This is a genomic window from Streptomyces durocortorensis (genome assembly GCF_016901035.1).
GTDB lineage: Bacteria > Actinomycetota > Actinomycetes > Streptomycetales > Streptomycetaceae > Streptomyces > Streptomyces durocortorensis.
Genome location: NZ_JAFEUF010000017.1, coordinates 32,676 through 55,604, shown reverse-complemented (window position 1 = coordinate 55,604; position 22,929 = coordinate 32,676). Strand labels below are relative to the sequence as shown.

The following is a 22,929-nucleotide window of genomic DNA, read 5'->3' as shown; positions in this document are numbered from 1 at the left end:
CCCCCCCCTGCGCGGCCCGGCGCGGGGGGGGGGGGGGGGGGGGGGGGGGGGGGGGGGGGGGGGGGGGGGGGGGGGGGCCCCGGGGCCGCCGCAGGGGCCTGGCCCGCCACGCCGAGGAGCAGGGCCGAGACCGTCGCGGCCAGTGCGGCGGAGCGCAACCGCTGGCGGCGGTACAGCGGCAGGGCGCGGACGGGGGCGTGGGGGGATTTCACGGGGGCGGCTCCTGGCGTTCTGCCCCGGCACGGGGGTGCGCCGGGATGCCGGGATGCTAGGAAGCGCCGCACCCGGGGGAGAAGCCCCGCGCGTATTGCGTTCATAGTGTTCGCCCCGGCGGGCCGCAGCCCATCCCCACGAGCCGCCGCGCCCACGAGCCGCCGCGCCCGAACGCCGACACGCCCCGATGCTGAGCGACGCGGCTCTCCGCCGCGTCGCTCAGTCGGCGGCGCCCACCGCCGTCCTCACCAGCTCCCTCACCTGGTCCACGATGTCGGCGCGGTTGCGCTCGAACTCCGCGTCGGTGACCGTGCCCGTCCGCGGGTCCGTGTTCGCCGCGCCGAACTGGAGGACCGGGGTGTGGAGATGGCCGCCCGGCAGGTCCGGCAGCCCCAGCCGGTCGCGCAACAGGGTGACCCGGTAGGCGATCTCGTTGGAGAGGTAGTCGCCGCCGCCCCCGGCCCGTGCCGCCGAGCCCGGGGTGGGGCCGTCGGGCCGGGTCACGGGCTGGGTGCCGCCCGCCGGGATCTCGGTGACCTCGGTGTTGTCGTACACCGGGAAGCGGCCCGTGTCCGCCTCGGTGAGCTGCCGGTACGGGAGGGTCGTGGACGTCCACTGCGGCTGCGTTGCCGGGTCGGCGACGGGGACGAGCCCGGTGCTGGAGGCGTTCTGGTTGTCGGCGAAGCCGCCGCGCCAGGCCCCATTGGTGCGCTCCACGTCGAAGCGGCCCTGACGGCCCTGGCTCACGGTGGTGAACAGGTCCAGATGCGGCAGCTGACGGGCCAGGGCCCGCTCGACGGCTCCCTCGGCGAAGTCCGCCCAGCGCACCGGGAAGACGACGGTCTCGATCCGGGCCGGCCCGTCGGCCGTCCGCACCAGCGTGCCGTCCAGGGCGAGCGCGCTCGCGCCCGAGGGGTTGCCGATCCGGACGTCACGGTCCAGCGTGAACGGGTCGAAGCCGGTGACCAGGACCCGCTTCGTCCGGTGGCCCGGGTGGCGGATGTCCGACTGGCCGCGCGATGCGGTCTCCAGGGCGGTGTGCAGGGCCCCGCGCCGCTCGTCGTCGAGGTCGAACCGAGGCGTCCACGCGCGCAGTTCGCGGCTGAGCGCGAGCCGGGCCCAGTAGAGCGGGCGGTCGTCGCCCCGGCTCAGGTCGCCCGTGGCGGGGCCGCGTCCCTGGGCGCGGCCCACGGCCCGCTGCCACAGCGCCGAGGCGTGGCGGGTCACGGTGCGTTCGGCCTGCGCGTAGCTCTTCGTGTGCTTCAGGGCTCGCTCGAATCGCGGGGCGAGGGCGTCGAACCCGCTGCGCCGCAGGATCTCCCGCGGGGCGGCCCGGTCGAGGCGCTGCTCCTCGACGGTCGCCGCGGTGGGGGTGCGGGTGGTGTCCGCGGGGGTCGCGGCGGCGGGCAGGGCGGAGCCCGCCAGGACGAGCAGGAGCGCCATGCCGCCGAGACCGGGCCGGGCCGTCGCGGGGAGTTGGTGGGTCACACGAATCCCTTTCGTTTCACCGGGTGGTCCCGCAGTATCGCGGCACGGCCCGAGGCGAAGCCATAGGGCAGGGCAGGGGGAGGCTCGTCCTCTCCAGTGGACTGAACCTCTGGCGCGCCGATCCTCCCTGGCCCGCGCCGCTCACGGGGCGTACGGTGTGGCGGCATGAAGATCCTCATCAGCGCCGACATGGAAGGCGCCACCGGAGTCACCTGGCCGGCCGACGTGCTGCCGGGGACTCCGCAGTGGGAGCGCTGCCGGTCGATGTTCACCTCGGACGTGAACGCGGCGGCGCTCGGCTTCCTGGACGGCGGCGCCGACGAGGTCCTGGTCAACGAGGCCCACTGGTCGATGCGCAACCTGCTGCTGGAGCAGATGGACGAACGCGTCCAGATGCTGACCGGCAAGCACAAGTCGCTGTCCATGGTGGAGGGCATCCAGCACGGTGACGTGGACGCGGTGGCCTTCGTCGGCTACCACACCGGGGCCGGCACGGAGGGCGTCCTCGCCCACACCTATCTGGCGAACTCCATCACCGGCGTCTGGCTGAACGGCGTCCGCGCGAGCGAGGGCCTGCTCAACGCGCACGTCGCCGCCGAGTACGGGGTGCCCGTCGTCCTCGTCACCGGCGACGACCTGACGTGCGTGGACGCCGATGGATACGCCCCCGACGCCCGGAAGGTCGCCGTCAAGGACTACGTCTCCCGGTACGCGGCGGTGTGCCGCACCCCGGCCCGCACCGCCGCCGATATCAGGGCGGCGGCGACATCGGCCACCGTGCTCGCGGGCCGGCGGGAGCCCGTCACCGGCAGGACGTTCACCGTGGAGCTGGAGTTCGACGCCGAGCATCTGGCGGCCGCCGCCACCGTCGTCCCCGGCGTGGCGCCGAGCGGCGAGAGGCGCGTCGCGTACACCAGCGCGACGATGTACGAAGGAATTCGCACGTTCAAGGCGGTGACGACGATCGTGTCGGCCGCCGTGGAGGAACAGTATGGCTGAGGCCCCCGACCTGCTCGGACCCGTCGACCGGCAGGCCCTCGACGAAGTGGTGACGTTCACCTCCGAACTCATCCGCATCGACACCACCAACCGGGGCGGCGGCGACTGCCGGGAACGCCCGGCCGCCGAGTACGTCGCCCAGCGGCTCGCCGACGCCGGAATCGAACCGACACTGCTGGAGCGCACCCCCGGCCGGACCAATGTGGTCGCCCGGATCCCCGGCACCGACCCCTCGGCCGACGCGCTGCTCGTCCACGGCCACCTCGACGTGGTCCCCGCCGAGCCCGCCGACTGGACCGTGCACCCCTTCTCCGGCGAGGTCCGCGACGGGGTCGTGTGGGGGCGGGGCGCCGTCGACATGAAGAACATGGACGCGATGGTCCTCTCCGTCGTACGCGGCTGGGCCCGCGAGGGGTTCCGCCCCGCGCGCGACATCGTCATCGCCTACACCGCCGACGAGGAGGACAGCGCCGCCGACGGCTCCGGCTTCCTCGCCGAGCAGCACGCCGACCTGTTCGAGGGCTGTACGGAGGGGATCAGCGAGTCCGGGGCCTTCACCTTCCACGCGGGCGACGGCCTCTCGCTGTACCCGATCGCGGCGGGCGAGCGCGGCACCGGCTGGCTGAAGCTGACCGCCGAGGGCCGGGCCGGGCACGGCTCCAAGGTCAACCGGGAGAACGCGGTGAGCGCGCTGGCCGCCGCCGTCGCCCGGATCGGCGAACACGAGTGGCCCATCCGCCTCACCCCGACCGTCCGCGCCGCGATCACCGAGATCGCCGCCCTGCACGGCATCACCGCCGACCTGGACGACCCCGCCTTCGACGTCCCCCAGCTCCTCGGCAAGCTCGGCCCGGCCGCCTCCCTCGTCGAGAACACCGTGCGCAACAGCAGCAACCCGACGATGCTGGAAGCCGGTTACAAGGTCAACGTCATCCCCGGCCACGCCACCGCCTTCATCGACGGCCGTACGGTCCCCGGCGGCGACGACGAGTTCCACGCCACCCTGGACCGGCTCACCGGACCGCTCGTCGACTGGGAGTTCTACCACCGCGAGAGGGCCCTGACGGCCCCGGTCGACTCCCCGACGTACGCCAAGCTGCGCGCCGCCGTCGAGCGGTTCGACCCGGACGCGCACACCGTCCCGTACTGCATGTCGGGCGGCACCGACGCCAAGCAGTTCTCCCGCCTCGGCATCACCGGCTACGGCTTCACCCCGCTGAAGCTGCCCGTCGGCTTCGACTACCAGCGGCTCTTCCACGGCGTCGACGAGCGGGTTCCCGTCGACGCCCTCCACTTCGGCGTCCGCGTCCTCGACCACTACCTGCGCACCGCCTGACCGTCTGCCTGACCGCCTGCCGACCGATCCGCGCCCCGGGGGGACCGACCTACGTGAACACCGTGCCCGCAGCAGCCCCGTACGGCACCTGGCCGTCGCCGATCGACGCGGCCCTCGCCGCCTCGCACGACGGCCGGCCCGACCACCTCGGCACCATCGGGGACGAGATCTGGTGGACCGAGCCGCGCCCCGCCGAGGGCGGCCGCCGCGCCCTGATGCGCCGCCGTGCGGACGGCACCACCGCACCCGCGCTGCCCGCCCCCTGGAACGCCCGCAGCCGGGTCATCGAGTACGGCGGCCAGCCCTGGGCCGGAACGGTGCGCGAGGACGGCGAACTCCTCCTGGTGTTCGTCCACTTCACCGACCAGCGGCTGTACGCCTACGCCCCGGACGGCCCGGACGAACCGTGGCCGCTCACACCGGTCTCGGACGTCGGCGGCGGGCTGCGCTGGGTGGACCCGCAGATGCGCCCGGAGCAGGGTCCGGCAGGCGAAGTGTGGTGCGTGCTGGAGGAGTTCACCGGGCCCGCCCCCACCGACGTACGGCGCGTCGTCGCCGCCGTACCGCTCGACGGATCGGCGGCCGACGATCGGGCGGCGGTCCGTGAACTCTCCGACGGCCGGCACCGGTTCGTCACCGGACCCAAGGTCTCCCACGACGGGCGGCGGGCCGCCTGGATCGCCTGGGACCACCCCCGGATGCCGTGGGACGGCACGGTGGTCATGCTGGCCGACATCACCGAAGCGGGTGCGTTCACCGGGATCCGGCCCCTCGTCGGGGACCTCGACGAATCGGTCTGCCAGGTGGAGTGGGACCGCGACGGCAGCCTCCTGTTCGTCTCCGACCTCGCCGGCTGGTGGGAGCTCCAGCGCATCCGCCCGGACGCCGTCGCGGGCGGTGTGGTCCCCACCAGCCGTCTGCTGCCGCCCCGGGGCGAGGAGTTCGGCGGACCGCTGTGGAAGATCGGGCTGCGCTGGTTCCACCCGCTGGACAACGGGCTGATCGCCGTCCTGCACGGCAAGGGCGGCATGCGGCTCGGCATCCTCGACCCGGAGACCGGCGAACTCGCCGACGTACCGGGCCCCTGGACCGCCTGGTCCGACACGCTGGCCGTGCACGGCAGCCGGGTCGTCGGCGTCGGGGCCGGCCCCCGCACCGGCCCCGGGATCGTCGAACTGGACACCGCGACCGGGCACACCCGCACCCTCGGCACACCCCACCGCGACGCGGTCGACCCTGCGTACTACCCGGTGCCCGACGACCGCGTCTTCACCGGCCCCGACGGCCGCGAGATCCATGCCCACATCTACCCGCCGCGCAGCCCCGAACGCACCGGCCCCGAGAGCGAGAAGCCCCCGTACGTCGTCTGGGCGCACGGCGGCCCCACCGGGCACGCCCCGCTCGTCCTCGACCTGGAGATCGCCTACTTCACCTCGCGCGGCATCGGCGTCGCCGAGGTCAACTACGGCGGCTCCACCGGCTATGGACGCGCCTACCGCGAACGGCTGTGCGGTCAGTGGGGGTTGGTCGACGTGGCGGACTGCGCGGCCGTCGCCTCGGCCCTGGTCGAGGAGGGCGCCGCCGATCCGGACCGGCTCGCGATCCGGGGCGGCAGCGCGGGCGGCTGGACCACCGCCGCCTCGCTGACCAGCACCGACCTGTACGCCTGCGGGACGATCCTCTACCCCATCCTGGACCTCGAAGGGTGGGCCACGGACGAGACCCACGACTTCGAGTCGCGGTATCTGGAGTCTCTCGTCGGCCCGTTCGCGGAGGTGCCCGAGCGCTACCGGGAACGTTCCCCGATCAACCGCACCGACCGGCTGAACACCCCGTTCCTGCTGCTCCAGGGCCTGGACGACGTGATCTGTCCGCCCGCACAGAGCGAGCGGTTCCTCGCCGCCGTCGCCGACCGGGGCGTCGCCCACGCCTACATCGCCTTCGCTGGGGAGAGCCACGGATTCCGGCGCGAGGGCACACTGGTCCGCGCACTGGAGGCCGAACTCGCCCTCTACGCACAGACCTTCGGTATCGACCGGCTCGACGTGCCGCCTCTGGAGCTGACCACGTGACACCCCAGGACCACGGACCGGCGGTCCCCCTCACCCGAGCGCGCCGGTTGCGCCCCGGCTCCCGGGTCGCCGTCGTCGCGCCCAGTGGACCCGTCCCCGCCGACCGGCTGGAGGAGGGCCTCGCCGTCCTGCGCGACTGGGGCCTCGAACCCGTCGTCGCCCCCCATGTCCGCTCCGCACACCCGGAGTTGGACTACATCGCCGGGCCGGACCGTGACCGTGCGGCGGACCTCCAGGCCGCATGGTGCGACCCGTCCGTGGAGGCCGTGCTCTGCGCCCGGGGCGGATACGGCGCGCACCGGATGGTCGACCTGGTGGACTGGGCGGCGATCCGGGCCGCCGGGCCCAAGGCGTTCGTCGGCTACAGCGACATCACCGTGCTGCACGAGGCGTTCGCCCTGCGGGCCGGGTTCGCCACCCTGCACGGGCCGATGGTCGCCACCGAGGCCTTCCTCAAGGACGCGGCGACGCGTGAGCATCTGCGCGCCACGCTCTTCGAACCCGAGACCGTGCGCACCCTCGGCCTGGAGTCGGCCGGGGCCCTGGTTCCCGGCCGGGCCCGGGGCCTTCTGTACGGCGGATGCGTCAGCCTGCTCGCCGCCGACCTCGGCACCCCGGGCGGCCGGACCGGCGCCCGTGGCGGCCTGCTGGTGATCGAGGACACCGGGGAGGAGCCCTACCGGCTCGACGGCATCCTCACCCGGCTCCTGCGGTCCGGGGCCCTGGGCGGGGTCGCCGGGGTGGCCTGCGGCTCCTGGCAGGAGTGCGGGCCGTACGAGAAGATCCGCGCCGTGCTGGCCGACCGGCTCGGCCCGCTGGGCATACCCGTGGTCGAGGAGCTGGGGTTCGGGCACGGCGCGACCGCGCTGACGATCCCCCTGGGTGTGCCCGCGGTGCTCGACGCACCGGCGGACGGCGGGCGTTGCACGCTCACCGTCGAGGCTCCCGCCCTGCGCTGACCCTCTCGTCGGGTCTCCCGCCCGGAGGTGTGTGCATGCGGGCGGAAAACGTGAACGTCCGTCAAGAACTGCTGACCGATGCGTTGACACGGCTATGACCTGTGTCACAGCATGAGCACGGCCCAATACTTACCGGTCGGTAAGGTGTCCTCGGTGTGGAGGTCTTCGTGTCAGGTGCTGTTTCCAGAGTGCGCGGCCCGCTCGTGGCGGTCGCCGGGGCGGCCCTCGTCGCCCCCCTCGTCCTCGCCGGCCCGGCCCGGGCCGACGCCGCCACGTACACCGTCACCCCGCTGACGTTCACCGTCGATGCGGGCGACCGCACCTGCACGGTGGACGCCGATCTCTACCGGCCCGCCGGGGCCGACGCCGACCACCCGGCCCCCGCCGTCCTCGCCACCAACGGCTTCGGCGGCAGCAAGTCCGACGGCTCCACCGACACCATCGGCAAGGCCTTCGCCGAGCGCGGCTACGTCGGGCTCGTCTACTCCGGCCTCGGCTTCGGCAAGTCCGGCTGCCTGATCACCCTCGACGACCCCGCCGTCGACGGCAAGGCGGCGAGCCAACTCCTCGACTTCCTCGGAGGAGTTCGCGCGGCCGACGACGGGACCAAGGCCGACTACGTCACCCAGGACGCCGACGGCGACCCGCGCGTCGGCATGATCGGCGGCTCCTACGGCGGCGCGATCCAGATGGCGACCGCCGCCGTCGACCCCCGCGTCGACGCCCTCGTCCCTCTGATCACCTGGAACGACCTCGGCTACGCACTCGCCCCCAACAACACCGGAGTGCGCACCGGCGTCACCTCCGACACCCCCGGCGTCTTCAAATGGCAGTGGGCCAACGGGTTCTACCTGATCGGCGAAGGGCAGCCGCTCCTCAACCCGAGCCTGGACCCCTCCCGGATCAACCGGCTGGACTGCCTCCACTTCGCCACCCGCGCCTGCGAGACCATCCGGCTGCTCAACTCCGGCCGCTACCCCGCCGACAGGACCGAGGAGATGCTCGCGTACGCACGCAGCGTCTCGCCCGTCTCCTACCTGGACCGGGTCAAGGCCCCCACCCTCATCGTCCAGGGCCAGGCCGACAGCCTCTTCAACCTCAACGAGGCCACCGCCACCTACCGGACGCTCAAGGCGCAGGGCACCGAGACGAAGATGATCTGGCAGTCCTGGGGACACAGCGGCGGCCAGGTCCCCGGCGAACTCGACCTGAGCCAGGGCAATCTGGAGACCAGCCACGTCGGACAGCGGGTGCTCGCCTGGTTCGACCGCTACCTCCACAAGAACACGGACACCGACACCGGACCCGCGTTCTCCTACTACCGCGACTGGCGGAGCGGCTACGGCACCGCCGACGACGTCCCCGCGCTCTCGCAGTCCCTGTACCTCTCCGGCGACGGCAAACTCGTCGACAACCGCTCCAAGGTCGCGCGCGGCAGCCGCCAGTACACCAACTGGCTCGTGCCCACCAGTCACTCCGAGAGCTCCATCGCCCCGCTGATCGGACTGCCCGACCCGAAACCGTACGACACGAAGGGCACCTACCTCGGCTGGCGCAGCGAACCGCTCACCGCACCCCTCGACGTCGTCGGCGCGCCGAAGGCCACCCTGAAGGTCGTCTCGCCGAAGACGGAACGGGTCCAGAACAGCGGCGACGCCTCCGACAAGCTCGTTCTGTTCGCCAAGGTCTACGACGTCGCCCCCGACGGCGGCAGGAAGCTGGTGAACCGGCTCGTCGCCCCGGTCCGGGTTCCCGACGTCACCCGGCCCTTCACGGTCGAGCTGCCGGGCATCGTCCACCGGTACGAGAAGGGGCACCGCCTGGAGTTCGTGATCGCCGCCAGCGACACCGCGTACTTCGGCAACCGGGGCATCAAGCCCGTCACCGTCGTGAGCACCCCCGAGGACACCGGCGTACTGGAGCTTCCGGTGGTCCCGGCCGGCTGACGCCCCCGGCGGGCCCCGTGTTCACCCGAACGGCCGTACAGCACCGCCCCCCGGACCCGGCAGCCGCACATGCTGGACTCCGGGGGGCGGTCGCGCGCACAACGGCGGGACCGCCCGGGCGAGGAACGAGCGAAAGGGTCGGACCATGAGCCCCAAGGACGTGTCGAGCGACAGCGGAGGCGCCAAAGGGTGGCTCACGCCGGGGCGCATCGTGGTCGGTGTGCTCGTCGTGCTCGTCATCGTGTTCATCTGCGTGAACACCAACAAGGTCACCATCCGGGTGCTGATCCCCGAGGTGACGATGCCCCTCTGGTTCGCGCTGCTGGCCATGTTCCTCATCGGGCTCGGCTGCGGCGGCTATCTGTTCCGTCGCCGGGTCAAGTGACGGGGGATCCCACCCCGGCACCAGGGACTCCCGCGGACTCTCGCGAATCCACTTGAGGGCCCCGGGCCGGTGCGGCGAGGATGGGCCGCATGCGTACGACCGTGGTCCTCGACGCCCCCTCCAACCTCGGGCTGCGGCCCCCGGCCCCCGGCACCGTCCCCGGCTGCTACAAGCTGGCCGGCGCCCTGCGCGACCGGCGGATCGTGCAGCGCCTCGGAGCCCTGGAGGGCGGTGTCGTCGTCCCGCCGCGCTACGACCGGGGCAACTGGCAGCCGGGCGACGGGGTGTTCAACGCCGCTGCCATCGCCCGGTACACCCGTACCCTCGCCGACCGTATCGAAGGGCACGTACGGGCCGGTGAGTTCGCCCTCGTCCTCGGCGGCGACTGCTCCATCCAGCTCGGCGCGGCCCTCGCCCTGCGCCGCATCGGCCGGTACGGGCTCGCCGCCGTCGACGGATCCGCGGACTTCCGGCACATCGGCAACAGCGAAGGGGTCGGCGCGGCGGGCGGCGAGGAACTGGCCATCGCCACCGGCCGGGGGCAGGCGGACCTCAGCGACCTCGAAGGGCTCGGCCCCTACCTCAGGGACGAGGACGTGCGCCTCTTCGGGATGCGGGACGAGGACGAGGACCAGGCCGAACTGGCCGCACTGAAGATCCCCCACGCGACGGTCGGCCAGATCCGGCAGTGGGGCGCGGCCGAGCTGGCGCGGGCCACCGTGGAGAGCCTGGAGACGCCCGCCCTCGACGGCTACTGGGTCCACCTGGACGCCGACGTCCTCGACCCGAGCATCATGCCCGCCGTCGACAGCCCCGACGACGGCGGCCTCCTTGCGCACGAACTGGCCCCACTGCTGCGCACGTTGGTCTCCTCCCCGCGCTGCGTCGGGCTCAACGTCACCATCTACGACCCGGACCTCGACCCGGACGGCACCGCGGGCGCACTGCTCGCCGACCTCGTCGTCGGAGCGCTCGCGGGCGCGTGAGGGGTGATCCCGCCCGGGAAATGCGGCCGACGGCACTCTGGCCCCGCGCGGCCACCTGCGTGTTCCATGGTCACCGGGGGCGCCCGGACCTGTGGCGGCCCGCCGCGAGGGAACGAGGGTGCTTTGGCCACGACCGTACGACGTGCCGTACTGAACCTGCCCGCAGCGCCGCTCGGGCCGGAGAACCCGCTCCCGCCGCTGCGGACGCCCGCCCCGCCGCCCGTCCTCGCCGCCCGCGAACGGGCGGGCCTGCGCGCCGACATGGCCCGGCAACTGGGCCACCGGCCGCTGCGGACCGTCCTGCCCGCCCGGCTGCTCGACGGCTACGGGCGCGAGCGCACCCCCACCGACCTCGACGCCGTCGTCATCGAGAACGACCGGCTGCGCGTCACCGTGCTCCCCGGACTCGGCGGCCGGATCCACTCCCTGCACCACAAACCCACCGGCCGTGAACTGCTCCACCGCAACCCGGTCCTCCAGCCCGCCGCCTTCGCCCTCAACGGGGCCTGGTTCGCCGGCGGGATCGAGTGGAACATCGGCGCCACCGGCCACACCACCCTGACCTGCGCACCCCTGCACGCCGCGCTCGTGCCCGCCCCCGACGGCGGGACGATGGTCCGGCTCTGGGAGTGGGAGCGGCTGCGCGACCTGCCCTTCCAGGTGGACCTCTGGCTCCCCGACGACTCCGACTTCCTGCACGTCGGCGTACGGATACGCAATCCGCACGAGCAGCCCGCGCCGGTCTACTGGTGGTCCAACATCGCCGTCCCCGAGACGCCCGACACCCGCATCCTGGTCCCGGCCGACGAGGCCTGGCACTTCGGCTACGACCACACCCTCACCCGGGTCGGCGTCCCGGCGGCGGGCGGCCTCGACCACACCTACCCGCTGCGCTCGGAGTACCCGGCCGACCACTTCTACGAGCTGCCCGACGAGGCCCGCCGCTGGATCGCCGCACTCGACGCGGACGGCCACGGCCTCGCCCAGACCTCCACCGACCTGCTGCGCGGGCGCAAGCTGTTCCGCTGGGGCCACGGCAGGGGAGGCCGCCGCTGGCAGGAGTGGCTGAGCGGACCCGAGGGCGGCGGCTACGCCGAGATCCAGGCCGGGCTCGCCCGCACCCAGCTGGAGCACGTTCCCCTGGAGGCGGGTGCCGCGTTCAGCTGGCTGGAGTCCTACGGTCCGCTGTCCGCCGACCCGGCCGTCGTGCACGGCCGGGACTGGGCAGCCGCCACCGGGGAGGCCGCCGCACGGCTGGAGGAGGCGCTCCCGCGCGAGGAGGTGGCGGCGGCGTACGCTGCGTGGCTGCCGCACGCCGACACGGAACCGGGCGAGGTGCTCGCCACCGGCTCCGGCTGGGGCGCGCTGGAGGTGCTGCGGGGCGGCCACCGGCTGCCCGGCACGCCGTTCTTCCTCGCCACGCTCGGCGAGCAGCAGTCCCCCTGGGTGGAGCTGCTGGAACACGGCACCCTGCCGAAGCCCTCCCCGGAGGAACCGCCCGGCCCGACACCGGTGTCACGGCCCTGGCGCGACATGCTGGAGACCGCCGACGCCGACCCGCACACCGAGTACCACCTCGGCATCGCGCAGTGGCACGCCGACGACCGGGCCCAGGCCGTCCGCAGCTGGGAACGCGGACTGGAGTGCGGCCCCGCACCGCGCTGGCCGCTGCTGCGCTGCCTCGCCGTCGCCGCCGAGGAGAACGGCCGTCCGGACCACGCCGCCGAGCTGTACGCCGAGGCCTTCGCGGACCTCACCACCTCCGGTACGACGGACCTCGCCGCGTCGGAAGCGGGTGGGGCGCTCCTCGTCGCCCTGGCCCGCGAGACCGTGGAGGCCCAGCTGTCCGCCGGCCGACCCGAGGAGGCCCGCGCACTGCTGACCGGGCTGCCGGAGACGGTCCGGGAGCGCGGACGCTTCCGGCTGCTCCTGGCTCAGGCACTGGTCGCCGAGGGCGACACCGGGGCGGCCCGCGCGATCTTCGACGCCGGACTCGAGGTGGCCGACCTGCGCGAAGGGGCGGGAATCCTCGGAGAGTTGTGGGCGTCCGTCAGCGACGAACCGCTGCCGGACGCCTACGACTTCCGGATGAGCCCGCCGGAGGCGTGAACAACGCGCCCGGGCGGCCTCGGCCGGTCAGACCGTGACGTTGCGGTCCACGTACTCGAAGACCGAGCCGTCCGGGTGCAGCGCGATGAGGTTGCGGCCCGCCGGGGTCGGCACCGGTCCCGCGATGACCCGCGCGCCTGCCCGGGTCAGCGCCGCGCTCGCCTCGTCGACGTCCTTCACCGCGATGGTCGCTCCCACCTTGCGCAGCACCTCCAGCTCCGACTCCGGCCCGCTCATCAACAGGAAACAGCCGATCGCGGCCACCGACACCCCACCGCGCTCGAAGCGCAGGGCCGACGTGCCGGTCAGCCCTTCGTAGAAGGCCACCGCGGCCTCCAGGTCGTCGACGCAGATACGCAGCGTGGTTCCGAGGATCTCCATGCGTACGAGGGTAGTTGGCGGCCGCGACCGGTGTGATCGATTCCGGGCGGGCCGGAGCCCCGCTTCACCTCACACCCGGCACAGCACCTCACCGTGCGGGACCATGAACCATCCGTCGCCCTCCCCGCCCCAGGAGCGCCACGCCCCGGCGATCTCCGTGAGCTGCTCGGCGCTCGCGTGGCCGCCCGCCACCGCCAGCTCGGCGTAGACCGAGTCCGTCGTACGGTCCGCCCACAGGCCGCTCCACCAGGCGCGGCTCTCCGGGGTGGCGAAACACCAGGCGGCCGCGGTCGGGGTGATGTCGGTGAACCCGGCCTGCCGCGCCCAGGACAGCAGCCTGCGGCCGGCATCGGGCTCGCCGCCGTTGCCGCGCGCCACCCGCCCGTACACGTCCAGCCATGTGCCGAGACCGGGGGTCTCCGGATACCAGGTCATCGCGGCGTAGTCGCTGTCCCGGGCCGCGACCACACCGCCGGGCCGGCAGACCCGCCGCATCTCGCGCAGCGCCTGGACCGGGTCGCCCACGTGCTGGAGCACCTGGTGGGCGTGGACCACGTCGAAGGAGTCGTCGGGGAAGTCCAGGGCGTGGACGTCGGCCACGGCGAACTCGACGTTCTCCAGGCCCCGTTCGGCCGCCACCGCGGCCGCCTGGTTCAGGATGTCGGTGGCGGCGTCCACTGCGGTGACCCGGCCCGGCGCGACCAGCGCGGCCAGGTCGGCGGTGATGGTCCCCGGACCGCAGCCGACATCCAGCACGGTCAGGCCGGGGCGGAGTTCGTCGAGGAGGTAGGCCGCCGAGTTGGCGGCGGTCCGCCAGCGGTGCGAGCGCAGGACGGACTCGTGGTGGCCGTGCGTGTACACGGCGGTCTCCTTCGGCATGACGTGACGCCCTCCCTCTCCCGGAAGCCCCGCGCCGACGGGCGCGGCGACGGAACCACCGTACGCCGCGATGTCGAATGATGAGATAGGCGTCTTGCTATGCGGACCGGCGCGGCTGGCGCGTGCTCAGGCCGGCATCGGGCAGTAGACCGTCAGCGCCTCCGGGAGCTTGTCGATCATCAGTTCCGTTCCGGAGCGGGCGACTTCACCGTCGTACGCGTACGGAGTCCCCGGCGCCAGGCCGCCGATCCGCACCCGACGCCGCCGCACCGCGGCATGGGCGGGGGAGCGGGTCAGCGGTCCCGCCACCGCCGCCGCCAGCAGGCGCAGCGCGGGCCCCCGTCCGCCGTGGACCACCCGGACGTCCAGCAGCCCGTCCGCCAGGTTGTGGCGGCGGCCCGGGTTGGGGCCCACGCGCCGGAACAGCCCGTTGCCGACGAAGACCAGCCACAACGGCCGCCTGCGGCCCTGGAACTCGGCCTCCAGCGGTCGTTGGCCGCGCAGCACGTGAAACGCCGCGAGCACGCCCGCGGGCCAGCCGCCGATCCGCGGCGACCAGTGTTCGCGGGTGCGCACCAGGTCCGGGTAGACGCCCAGCGAGAAGGCGTTGAGGAAATAGCCGTCCGCCCCGTCCTGGCCGTTGGGCCCCGGCCGGAAGCGGCCGAGGTCCACCCGGATGGCGTCGCCCGCGGTGAGGGCGACGGCGGTGTCGTGGACGGTCTCGATGCCCAGGTCGTAGGCGAAATGGTTGAGCGTGCCGCCGGGGAAGACCGCCAAAGGCATCCCGTGCGTCGCGGCCACGGAAGCCGCCAGGTTCACCGTGCCGTCGCCGCCGCAGACACCCAGGGCCCGGCCCCGGTCCGCAGCGTCGGCGAAGGCGGACGGGAGATCGGCGGGTGCGACCTCCATGACGGTCGCCATCGGCAGCACCTCGCGCACCAGCGAGGCGGTCGCGGTGGCCGTACCGGACTCCCGGTTCACCACGACGACCAGGTCTTTCCCGGCCGGCAGCGCCGGCGCCTCGCCGGGCGGGCGGCCGGGAGCGGGCAGCTGGCCCCGGGTGGGGACGACCCCGCGCAGGGCGAACGCGGCTCCCACGCCCAGCGCCGCGCCCGCGAGCACGTCGCTCGGATAGTGGACCCCGGTGTAGACGCGGGAGGCCGCCACGGCCGCCGCGACCGGGGCCACGACGGCGCCCCAGCCCTTGGACTCCAGGGCCACCCCGGTGGCGAAGGCGGCCGCCGACGCGGCGTGCCCCGAGGGGAAGGAGGTGGTGACCGGCTGCCGCTTGAGCTGCCGTATCACCGGCACCGCGTCCAGGATCGGCCGGTCACGGCGCACCGCGCCCTTGCCGACGGTGTTGATCGCCGCCGAGGCCACGGCGAGGGACGCCACCCCGCGCAGCGCCGCCCGTCGCGAACGGGCGCTGCTGCCGAGGGCGGCGATCCCGGCCGCCGTCCCGAACCAGAGCAGTCCGTGGTTGGCGCTCCGGCTCAGCTTGGGCAGCAGCGGATCGGCCCCGGGCCAGTGCCGGTCCGCGACGCTCCGGAAGACGGCCAGGTCGCGCCCCTGCAGCCAGCCGCGCAGCCGGGCGACGGCGGGGGCGGAGGAGGCGGTGGGTGAGGTTCTCGCTGTGGCCATGGGTCAGCGAATACCCGCCGGGGCCACGCTGAACCAGCAGGCGCGCTGAGACTCCGGCCACGCGCCACGCCCGGCCGGCGGAAGGGCCCACGGCCGGACGGCCCCGGCGCGGGTGCGCGCTTGGGCGGGCGGGCGGCCCGGAACCTCCGTATAAAGAAGCCAGAGGGCGCGGACCCGGAACCGATGACGACCGGGCGGCGCAGCGCGGCGCGGACGCGGAGCGGCGAGCGGCGGAGGAGGGCCGGATGCACGGAACCGAGGACACCGGCCGGGGCGGTTCCGGGCGGCCCGGCGCCCGGGGAAGCTCCGGGCCGGGCCGTTCGCCCGCGCACGAGGACCACGGCCCCGTCCGCTACGGGCCGCCCGCCCCCGACTCCGGTCTGCCGGTCCTTCCCGAGCTGGCCGCCGTGCTCGCCGCCGCCTCCGCCCGTACCCGCCCCGAACCCCCCGGCGGTGGGGCGGCTCTGCGTGAGGCGGCCCGCGGGTACTGGGACCGGCGCGGGCTGCGCGGTGCGGCGGGCGGTATCGCCGCCGCCCCCGGGGCCCAGCCGCTCCTGCTGGCCCTCATCGGCGCACACGGCGGCGACGTCCTCATGCCGCGCCCCTGCCCGGCCGCGTGGATGCCGCAGGCCCGGCTGCTGGGCCGGCCCGCCTACCACGTGCCGACCCCCGCCGAATGCGGCGGCATCCCCGACCCGTACGCCCTGCTGGAGACCGTCCGGCGGGTCCGTGCGGAGGGCGGCCGGCCGAAACTGCTGCTGCTGTCCGTCGTGGACGACCCCACCGCCACCGTCGCCCCGCCCGAGCTGGTCCGCGAGGCCTGCGAGGCCGCCGTCGGCGAAGGGCTGCACATCATCAGCGACGAGACCTGGCGCGACACCGTGCACCGGCCCCGCGACACCGTCCTGCTCAGCCCCGCCGAGATGTGCCCGGACGACGTCACGGTGATCGACGACCTGTCCGGCGCGCTCGTACCGGCCGCCTGGCCGGTCGCCGTGGCCCGCTTCCCGGACACCGCCCGCGCCGCCGTCCGGCACGCCCGCACCCTGGACATCCTCACCGCACTCGGAGCCCAGGTCGCCGGCCCGGTCGCCCACGCCGCCGCCCACGCCCTGGGCGAGCCGGATTCCGTACGCGACCGGGTCCGGCGGGCCGCGGCGCTCCAGGCCGAGGTCGCCGCCGCCGCCCACCGCGCGGTCCTCGGCTCCGGCGCGCTGGCCCGCCCCCCGCAGGCGGGCCGCCACCTCTACGCCGACCTCGGCCCGCTGCGCTCCCGGCTGGCGGACCTGGGCGTCACGGACTCCATGGAGCTGGAGGAGTACCTCACCGACCGGCTCGGCGCACCGGCCCCGGGCGGCCACCGCTTCGGGGACGAGCTGGGCGCCCTGCGCGTACGCCTGGGCACCGGACCGCTGCTGGGGGCCACGCCGCAGCAGCAGACGGAGTCCCTCGCCGCCGCGAAGCCGCTGGAGCTCGCCCATGTGGCACAGGCCCTGGACGGTTTCACGGCGGTCTTCCGCGCGCTGCGCTGAGGACGGCCACACCCGCCGCCGGAACGGCCACGGCGTGCCACGACCGCTGCGGGAACGGCCATGGCCGTGTCACACCCGCCGCGGGAACGGCCACGGCCTGCCGCGCCCGGAAGACCGCGGCCGGCGGGGGAGACGCTTACCCCGTCGCGTCGCCCGTCCCGTGGCCGAACCGTGCCCGCAGCCGGCGCCACGCCGCCGGAGCCCCGCTGATCAGCAGCGTCAGGGCCACCGCCGCGACCACCCCCTGCCACGGCTCCGGGAACAGCGAACCACCCAGAATCCCGATCAGCTGGTACGTCGCCGCCCAGGCCAGGCAGGCCGGAACGTCGCCCCGGGCGAACTGCCGCAGAGGCATCTTGCTCAGCAGACACGCCAGCATCACCGGTATCCGCCCGGCCGGCACCAGCCGGGACAGCACCAGCACCGTCCCGCCGTGCTCCGCCAGCTTCTCCTGTGCCTGGGCCAGCCGCTCCGGCGCCGCCCGGCGGGTGATCGCCCCCAGCCACTTCGAGCCGTGGTTCGACCGCACCCCGCGCTGCCCCAGCCAGTACAGACAGACGTCCCCGAGGAACGCGGCCGCCGACGCCACCAGGAACACGAAGAGCAGGGAGAGCGGCGACGTCTGGTGGAAGGCCACCACCGCCGCCGAACTCACCAGCGCCCCCGTCGGCACCACGGGCACCAACGACCCCAGCGCCACCAGGGCGAACAGCGTCGGGTAGCCGACCGCCTGCTGGGTCGACTGGGTGGGTAGCTCCCGCACCACCTGCTGGATCTCCTGGATCACCGGCCGGCCTCCGGTCTGACCCGCTCGCCGTGCCCCAGCAGATGCACGGTGACCTCGGGGGCCCGCTTCGCCGCGTGCCTGACGAACTCGTCCCCCGGCGCGTGGAACTCGTGGGGTCGCACCGCGTCCAGGCCGACCGGCCAGTACGTGCCGTAGTGCACCGGCACCGCCGACCGGGGTGCGAGCCGGGTCAGCGCCTCGGCGGCCCGGACCGGGTTCAGATGGCTGTGTCCCAGGAAGGGCCCCCAGCCGCCCACCGGCAGCAGCGCCACGTCCACCGGACCGACCTCGTCGGCCATCGCGTCGAAGAGCCCGGTGTCCCCGGCGAAGTACGTCCGGGCCTCGCCCTCGACCACATAGCCGAGCGCGGGCGACCGGTGCGGCCCGACCGGCAGCCGCCGCCCGTCGTGCAGCGCGGGGACCGCCCGTACCCGCACCTCGCCGACCCGTACCGTGTCGCCCGCCCTGACCTCGGTGACGTGCAGCTGCCGCACCCGCCGCAGCATCCGCAGCCCCGGCACGGCCGCCACCGCGCCGCTCGGCACGATCAGCCGGCTGCCGGGAGCCAGCCGGGCCAGCGACGGGAGATGCAGATGGTCGGAGTGGAGGTGGGAGACCAGCACCACCTCCGCGACCGCGGCCTGCGGCGGCGGTACCTCGCCCCGGCGGCGGCGCAGATGCGCGAAGCGCCGTACGAACAGGGGATCGGTCAGCACCCGCACCCCCGAGTCCTCGATCGTGCAGGTGGCATGACCCCACCAGGTGACCCCCACCGGCACGTCCGCCTCCTCGCTCGCTCCTCGGTGCACCATGACCCTGTTCCCCGTGTCCCGGTGCGTACGGCCCGCGCGGCCCGTGCCCGGGTGCGCTGCCGGTACGAGCCTATGCGCCCCCCGTACCCTCGCGTCGAGCCTTGGGGTCTCCCGCGGAAGCCGCTGACCGGGACCGACGCTGTGAAAAGCTGAAGGGTGGGCCCCGGACGACCGGGCCCGGGGCGGAGAGGGCGTGAGGTGGACCGGCGTGGGTGACGGGAAGTGGTGGCGGACGGCGGGCACGGCCCTGATGCGGGTCATCGCGGTCTGGGCGGTGTCCACGCTCACCATGCTCGCACTGGCCGGCGCCCTGCCCGACTTCCAGCTCCAGTCCGACGACGGCGACACCGTCACCAGGACGGCGTTCACCGCCGCCTGGGGCGCGGGCGCCTTCGGTCTGCTCTCCGCACTGGTCTGGCCCGTCCTCGTCCGGTCCCTGCTCATCGTGCCCGCACTCGTCCTCGGGGCGCTGGTCTTCTTCCTCAACGGCTCGCTGCTGCTGATAGCGCTGCGCCTGATCCCGGACGGACGCGGCGACGCCGCGCCGGAGACCGCCGTCGTCGTCGCCGCCGTGATGTCCGCCGTCGCCTCCGCCACCTCCACCGCCCTCGCCGTCCGCGACGACGACGCCTACCGCCGCCGGCTCGCCCGGCTCGCCGACCGCCGCCGCAGACGCGGCAGATCGCCGGCCCCGGCCGAACCCGGCCGCGACGGACCGCCCGGCACCGTCTTCCTCCAGCTCGACGGAGTCGGCCACGACGTCCTGGTCGGCGCGGCGGCCGCCGGGCTCATGCCGACCGTCGCCCGCTGGCTCGCCGACTCCTCCGGACACCGCCTCACCCCCTGGCGTACCGACTGGTCCAGCCAGACCGGCGCCAGCCAGCTCGCCATCCTGCACGGCAGCAACCACGATGTGCCCGCGTTCCGCTGGTACGAGAAGGAGACCCGCACCGTCATGGTCTCCAGCCGTCCCGCGAGCGCCCTGGAGATGCAGCGCCGGGCCATCGAGCGCACCCGTGACGGCGGCCTGCTCACCGTCGACGGCGCGAGCCGGGGCAACCTCTTCAGCGGCGGCGCCGGACAGCTGGCCCTGGTCCTGTCCATGGCCGCCCGGCGCGGCAAGGGCCGCCGCTCCCGCGCCGGATACTTCGCCTACTTCTCCGACCCGGCCAACGCCACCCGTACCGCCCTCTCCTTCGTCGCCGAGGTCCTCCGCGAGATCGGCCAGTCGACCCGGGCCCGCGCCCGGAAGGTCACGCCCCGGATCAAGCGCGGCGGGCTCTACCCCTTCATCCGCGCCTTCGCCACCGTCGTGGAGCGCGACGTGGTCGCCGCCGCCGTCCTCGGCGACATGTTCGCCGGACGCACCGCCGTCTACGCCGACCTCGTCGCCTACGACGAGGTCGCCCACCACTCGGGCCCACACAGCCGCGACGCGGAGAAGGTCCTCGTACGCCTCGACCGCTCCCTCGCCCTGATCGCCAAGATCGCCGACCACACCCCGCGCGCCTACCGGATCGTGCTCCTGTCCGACCACGGCCAGAGCCCCGGGGAGACGTTCGCGGGGAAGTACGGGCTCACGCTGAAGGACCTCGTCCGGGCGGGCTGCGGACTGCCCGTGCCCCGCCGGGCCCAGCGCACCCGCAGCGCCTCCGAGGCCCGCGACGCGGTGCGGATCGCGCTGCACCGCCCGGTCGAGGGGCAGGAGGACGAGCACCCGGCCAAGCTCTCCGACCCGATCGTGCTGGCCTCCGGCAACCTCGGTCTCATCTCCTTCCCCGACATCGAGGGCCGCGCCTCCCGCGAACAGATCGAGCGCAGCCACCCCGCGCTGCTGTCCACGCTCGCCAACCACCCGGGGATCGGCTTCCTCCTGGTCCGCAGCGAGGAGCACGGCTCCGTGGTGCTCGGACCGGGCGGGGCCGAGATCCCCGTCGCCGAACTGACGGACGACGAGGGCCCGCTCGCGGACTTCGGCGTCGGGGCGGCCGCCGCCGTACGCCGCACCGACACCTTCCCGCACGTCGCCGACGTCATGGTCAACTCCATGTACGACCCGGCCACCGGGACCGTGCACGCCTTCGAGGAGCAGATCGGTTCGCACGGCGGCCTCGGCGGCGAACAGTCCCGCCCGTTCCTGCTCTGGCCGCGCGCACTGACGGACCCGCTCGACATCGTGGCCGCCGAGACCGCGGAGGGCGCGCCCGTGCCCCCGGGCGGCGGACTGGTGGGCGCCGAGGCGGTCCACCGGGTGCTCACCCGCTGGCTCCAGGAGTCCTCGGGCCCCCAGGTGCCGGTCCGCGCCGAGGGCTTCGCCGGGGCGGGCCCGGCGGACGAGCCGTTCCCGGGTCAGGCCCCGGCGCCGGACGCGCCGGGAACGACGGCCTGACCGGGGCGGGCCGACCGTGCTCAGGGGCGCGCCTGCGTCGGGTCCGCGCCTGCGTCGCGTCGCTCTCGCGCCTGCGTCGCCCTCGTGGGACGCGGCCCCGCCGGCGCTCAGGCCGACTGCCGCCGTACGAGCGCCGGCGGGAAGAGCACGGAGGGCGAGGGGCCGGCCGGCTCGCCGATCTGCTTCAGCAGCAGCCGGGCCATCTCCGCGGCCATCTCCTCCACCGGCTGCCGGACCGTGGTCAGGGGCGGGTCGCAGGCGGCCGCCGCGCTGCTGTCGTCGAAGCCGACCACCGCGACGTCGGACGGCACGTCCCGACCGGCCCGGAGCAGCACCGGGAACGCGCCCAGGGCCATCAGGTCCGAGGCGATGAACACCCCGTCCAGGTCGGGGCGGTCCGCCAGCAGCCTGCGCATCGCCGCCGCCCCGCCCAGATGCGTGAAGTCCCCTTCGGCGCAGGCCACGTCCTCGATGCCGTGGGCGGCGCAGGCCTCCAGGAAGCCGGTCAGCCGGACCTGCCCGGCGGGCATGTCCTGGGGTCCGGTGATCGTGCCGATGCGCCGCCGCCCCAGCGCGGCCAGGTGATCGGCCGCCAGCCGCGCCCCGGCGTGCTGGTCCACCTCCACGTAGGCCAGCGGCGACGGCTTGTGCGGACGGCCCGCGAGGACGGCGGGCATCCGGGTGTCCTGGAGCAGCCCGGGCAGCGGGTCGTCGGCGTGCGTGGTGATCAGCACGACCCCGTCGACATGGCCGTGGCGCAGATAGGAGAGCAGCTGGGTCCGGGAGGCCTCGTCGTCGGCCAGCATCACGACCATCTGGATCCCCGCCGGGCGCAGCACCTCCAGCAGCCCGCTGACGACCCGCCCGAAGTAGGGATCGGAGAACATCCGGCCGACGAACGGCTCGGACATCGGCCGCCGTTCCCGCTCGGAGACCACCAGCGCCACCGAGTCGGTCCGCCGGGTCACCAGCGAACGGGCGGCCCGGTTGGGCACGTACCCGGTGGTCGCCACCGCCTCCTCGACCACGGTCCGCAGGGCGGGGTCGACCGTGGTCGCTCCGTTGATCACCCGGGACACCGTCGCCCGTGACACACCGGCCACGGCCGCCACGTCCTCCAAGGTCGCGGGGCGTACGGGCTGCGGCACTTCGGCTGTCATGCAGCCCTTTATACCTGCAGGCAGGCCGCCCCGTTCAGCCGAGGGCCCGCACCGTGCCCGGCAGCCGTTCCAGCTCGGCGAGGGAGGCCTCGCGCGCCGTTACGAGGACGGCGGCCAGCTCACGCGCGTCCGCCCGGCCGCCCGCGGTGATCTCGGAACGCGACACGTGGGCGGACTGGCGCAGATGGTCCCGGATCTGTACGACGACGAGCCGGTCGAAGGCGGGCCCCTCGGCTGCGCGGGCCGCCCCGAGGTCCCGCTCGGTCACCATGCCGGGCATGTCGTGCCCCGCGTGCACATCGGTGAGGGGCAGTCCCATACGGGTCAACAGGGGCCGTAGCCGGTCGAGTTCGGCTTCGTGGTCGCTGCGCAGCCGGACCGCGAAGGCGCGTAGCCGGGGCTCGGCGGCGCGCTCGACGGCGAGCGTCAGCAGATTCACGGCCTGCTGGCTCATGGGGGCCATCAGCTGGACCCAGCCGACATCGGTGGCGGTGGTGCCGGCGAGGGTAGGGGCGGCGGATCCGGTGGCGGACGGCGCGGATGTCCGTACTTCTGCCGTACGGGGCACGGGATCCGCCGCCGGTGAGCAGCCGGCCGCACCAATGAGAACCAGCATGCCCAGCAGGCCGAGGACGGTGGCCCGGTGGGGGAGTGACGGGAGGTGCACGCGGTCCATGAGGTGTCCTCGTACGGGGTGGGGGGGGGGGCGGGGGGGGGGGGGGGGGGGGGGGCGGGGGGGGCGGGGGGGGGGGGGGGGGGGGGGGGGGGGGGGGGGGCGGCGGGGGGGGGGGGGGGGGCCCCGCCCCCCGAATTCGAGCGGCCCCTGTACCCAGCCGACAACGCGGTGCTCAGCGA

The 22,929-nt window shown here is 74.5% G+C and carries 18 protein-coding genes; 10 read left to right on the top strand and 8 right to left on the bottom strand.

The genetic code is table 11. The features are described 5' to 3' along the window. Positions 1–432 precede the first annotated feature (432 nt). Complete coding sequence (locus JS521_RS06140; protein WP_205081699.1) at positions 433–1,701, bottom strand: pyroglutamyl-peptidase I; 1,269 nt, start codon at positions 1,699–1,701, stop codon at positions 433–435. A gap of 165 nt (positions 1,702–1,866) precedes the next feature. Here JS521_RS06140 and JS521_RS06135 point away from each other — a divergent pair, with 165 nt between their 5' ends. The 8 genes from JS521_RS06135 (at position 1,867) to JS521_RS06100 (ending at position 12,493) form a co-directional block, all read left to right on the top strand. Beyond that, positions 1,867–2,700, top strand: coding sequence for a M55 family metallopeptidase (locus JS521_RS06135; RefSeq protein WP_205081698.1), 834 nt, complete (start codon positions 1,867–1,869; stop codon positions 2,698–2,700). Further along, positions 2,693–4,036, top strand: a complete 1,344-nt coding sequence (locus tag JS521_RS06130; RefSeq protein ID WP_205081697.1) for a M20/M25/M40 family metallo-hydrolase — start codon at positions 2,693–2,695, stop codon at positions 4,034–4,036. Before JS521_RS06135 ends, JS521_RS06130 begins: the two co-directional genes overlap by 8 nt. Before the next feature lie 53 nt (positions 4,037–4,089). Then, positions 4,090–6,108: a S9 family peptidase gene (locus tag JS521_RS06125; RefSeq protein WP_205081696.1), complete on the top strand. Its 2,019-nt coding sequence runs from the start codon at positions 4,090–4,092 to the stop codon at positions 6,106–6,108. Further along, the gene (locus tag JS521_RS06120; RefSeq protein WP_205081695.1) at positions 6,105–7,067 is read left to right on the top strand and encodes a S66 peptidase family protein; all 963 of its coding nucleotides are present in this window, start codon (positions 6,105–6,107) and stop codon (positions 7,065–7,067) included. Before JS521_RS06125 ends, JS521_RS06120 begins: the two co-directional genes overlap by 4 nt. A 188-nt stretch (positions 7,068–7,255) precedes the next feature. Next, the gene (locus JS521_RS06115; protein ID WP_205081708.1) at positions 7,256–9,013 is read left to right on the top strand and encodes a CocE/NonD family hydrolase; all 1,758 of its coding nucleotides are present in this window, start codon (positions 7,256–7,258) and stop codon (positions 9,011–9,013) included. Positions 9,014–9,158: 145 nt separating this feature from the next. Beyond that, the gene (locus tag JS521_RS06110; protein WP_205081694.1) at positions 9,159–9,398 is read left to right on the top strand and encodes a LapA family protein; all 240 of its coding nucleotides are present in this window, start codon (positions 9,159–9,161) and stop codon (positions 9,396–9,398) included. 89 nt (positions 9,399–9,487) lie between these two features. Further along, positions 9,488–10,384: an arginase family protein gene (locus tag JS521_RS06105; RefSeq protein ID WP_205081693.1), complete on the top strand. Its 897-nt coding sequence runs from the start codon at positions 9,488–9,490 to the stop codon at positions 10,382–10,384. A gap of 123 nt (positions 10,385–10,507) precedes the next feature. After that, positions 10,508–12,493, top strand: coding sequence for a DUF5107 domain-containing protein (locus JS521_RS06100; protein WP_205081692.1), 1,986 nt, complete (start codon positions 10,508–10,510; stop codon positions 12,491–12,493). A gap of 27 nt (positions 12,494–12,520) precedes the next feature. On the opposite strand, the gene JS521_RS06095 is transcribed toward JS521_RS06100, so the two are convergent. The 3 genes from JS521_RS06095 to JS521_RS06085 form a co-directional block, all read right to left on the bottom strand. After that, on the bottom strand, positions 12,521–12,874 hold the full coding sequence (locus JS521_RS06095; RefSeq protein ID WP_205081691.1) for a VOC family protein: 354 nt from the start codon (positions 12,872–12,874) through the stop codon (positions 12,521–12,523). Positions 12,875–12,943: 69 nt separating this feature from the next. Beyond that, entirely contained in the window at positions 12,944–13,753 is an 810-nt protein-coding gene (locus JS521_RS06090; protein WP_205081690.1) for a methyltransferase domain-containing protein, read from the bottom strand. A 126-nt stretch (positions 13,754–13,879) separates the two neighbouring features. Beyond that, positions 13,880–15,394, bottom strand: coding sequence for a bifunctional phosphatase PAP2/diacylglycerol kinase family protein (locus JS521_RS06085; RefSeq protein WP_205081689.1), 1,515 nt, complete (start codon positions 15,392–15,394; stop codon positions 13,880–13,882). 245 nt (positions 15,395–15,639) lie between these two features. Between JS521_RS06085 and JS521_RS06080 the strand changes: the two genes are divergently transcribed. After that, positions 15,640–16,926: an aminotransferase class I/II-fold pyridoxal phosphate-dependent enzyme gene (locus JS521_RS06080; RefSeq protein ID WP_239486856.1), complete on the top strand. Its 1,287-nt coding sequence runs from the start codon at positions 15,640–15,642 to the stop codon at positions 16,924–16,926. Between the two features lie 136 nt (positions 16,927–17,062). On the opposite strand, the gene JS521_RS06075 is transcribed toward JS521_RS06080, so the two are convergent. Both JS521_RS06075 and JS521_RS06070 read right to left on the bottom strand, forming a co-directional pair. Then, positions 17,063–17,713 (bottom strand): DedA family protein, encoded by a 651-nt coding sequence (locus JS521_RS06075; protein ID WP_205081688.1) that lies wholly within the window; start codon positions 17,711–17,713, stop codon positions 17,063–17,065. Beyond that, the gene (locus JS521_RS06070; RefSeq protein ID WP_205081706.1) at positions 17,710–18,486 is read right to left on the bottom strand and encodes an MBL fold metallo-hydrolase; all 777 of its coding nucleotides are present in this window, start codon (positions 18,484–18,486) and stop codon (positions 17,710–17,712) included. The genes JS521_RS06075 and JS521_RS06070 overlap by 4 nt, the downstream gene beginning before the upstream one ends. A gap of 247 nt (positions 18,487–18,733) precedes the next feature. Between JS521_RS06070 and JS521_RS06065 the strand changes: the two genes are divergently transcribed. Continuing rightward, positions 18,734–20,914 (top strand): phage holin family protein, encoded by a 2,181-nt coding sequence (locus tag JS521_RS06065; RefSeq protein ID WP_205081687.1) that lies wholly within the window; start codon positions 18,734–18,736, stop codon positions 20,912–20,914. A gap of 107 nt (positions 20,915–21,021) precedes the next feature. On the opposite strand, the gene JS521_RS06060 is transcribed toward JS521_RS06065, so the two are convergent. Next, on the bottom strand, positions 21,022–22,074 hold the full coding sequence (locus JS521_RS06060; RefSeq protein ID WP_205081686.1) for a LacI family DNA-binding transcriptional regulator: 1,053 nt from the start codon (positions 22,072–22,074) through the stop codon (positions 21,022–21,024). Positions 22,075–22,108: 34 nt separating this feature from the next. Beyond that, positions 22,109–22,750: a DUF305 domain-containing protein gene (locus tag JS521_RS06055; RefSeq protein ID WP_205081685.1), complete on the bottom strand. Its 642-nt coding sequence runs from the start codon at positions 22,748–22,750 to the stop codon at positions 22,109–22,111. Positions 22,751–22,929 lie beyond the last annotated feature (179 nt).

Bases quoted from the DNA above. Each gene is read 5' to 3' on its own strand.
- JS521_RS06135 (WP_205081698.1), top strand. From the start codon at position 1,867: ATGAAGATCCTCATCAGCGCCGACATGGAAGGCGCCACCGGAGTCACC.
- JS521_RS06130 (WP_205081697.1), top strand. From the start codon at position 2,693: ATGGCTGAGGCCCCCGACCTGCTCGGACCCGTCGACCGGCAGGCCCTC.
- JS521_RS06110 (WP_205081694.1), top strand. From the start codon at position 9,159: ATGAGCCCCAAGGACGTGTCGAGCGACAGCGGAGGCGCCAAAGGGTGG.
- JS521_RS06105 (WP_205081693.1), top strand. From the start codon at position 9,488: ATGCGTACGACCGTGGTCCTCGACGCCCCCTCCAACCTCGGGCTGCGG.
- JS521_RS06095 (WP_205081691.1), bottom strand. From the start codon at position 12,874: ATGGAGATCCTCGGAACCACGCTGCGTATCTGCGTCGACGACCTGGAG.
- JS521_RS06090 (WP_205081690.1), bottom strand. From the start codon at position 13,753: ATGCCGAAGGAGACCGCCGTGTACACGCACGGCCACCACGAGTCCGTC.
- JS521_RS06085 (WP_205081689.1), bottom strand. From the start codon at position 15,394: ATGGCCACAGCGAGAACCTCACCCACCGCCTCCTCCGCCCCCGCCGTC.
- JS521_RS06080 (WP_239486856.1), top strand. From the start codon at position 15,640: ATGCACGGAACCGAGGACACCGGCCGGGGCGGTTCCGGGCGGCCCGGC.
- JS521_RS06060 (WP_205081686.1), bottom strand. From the start codon at position 22,074: ATGACAGCCGAAGTGCCGCAGCCCGTACGCCCCGCGACCTTGGAGGAC.
- JS521_RS06055 (WP_205081685.1), bottom strand. From the start codon at position 22,750: ATGGACCGCGTGCACCTCCCGTCACTCCCCCACCGGGCCACCGTCCTC.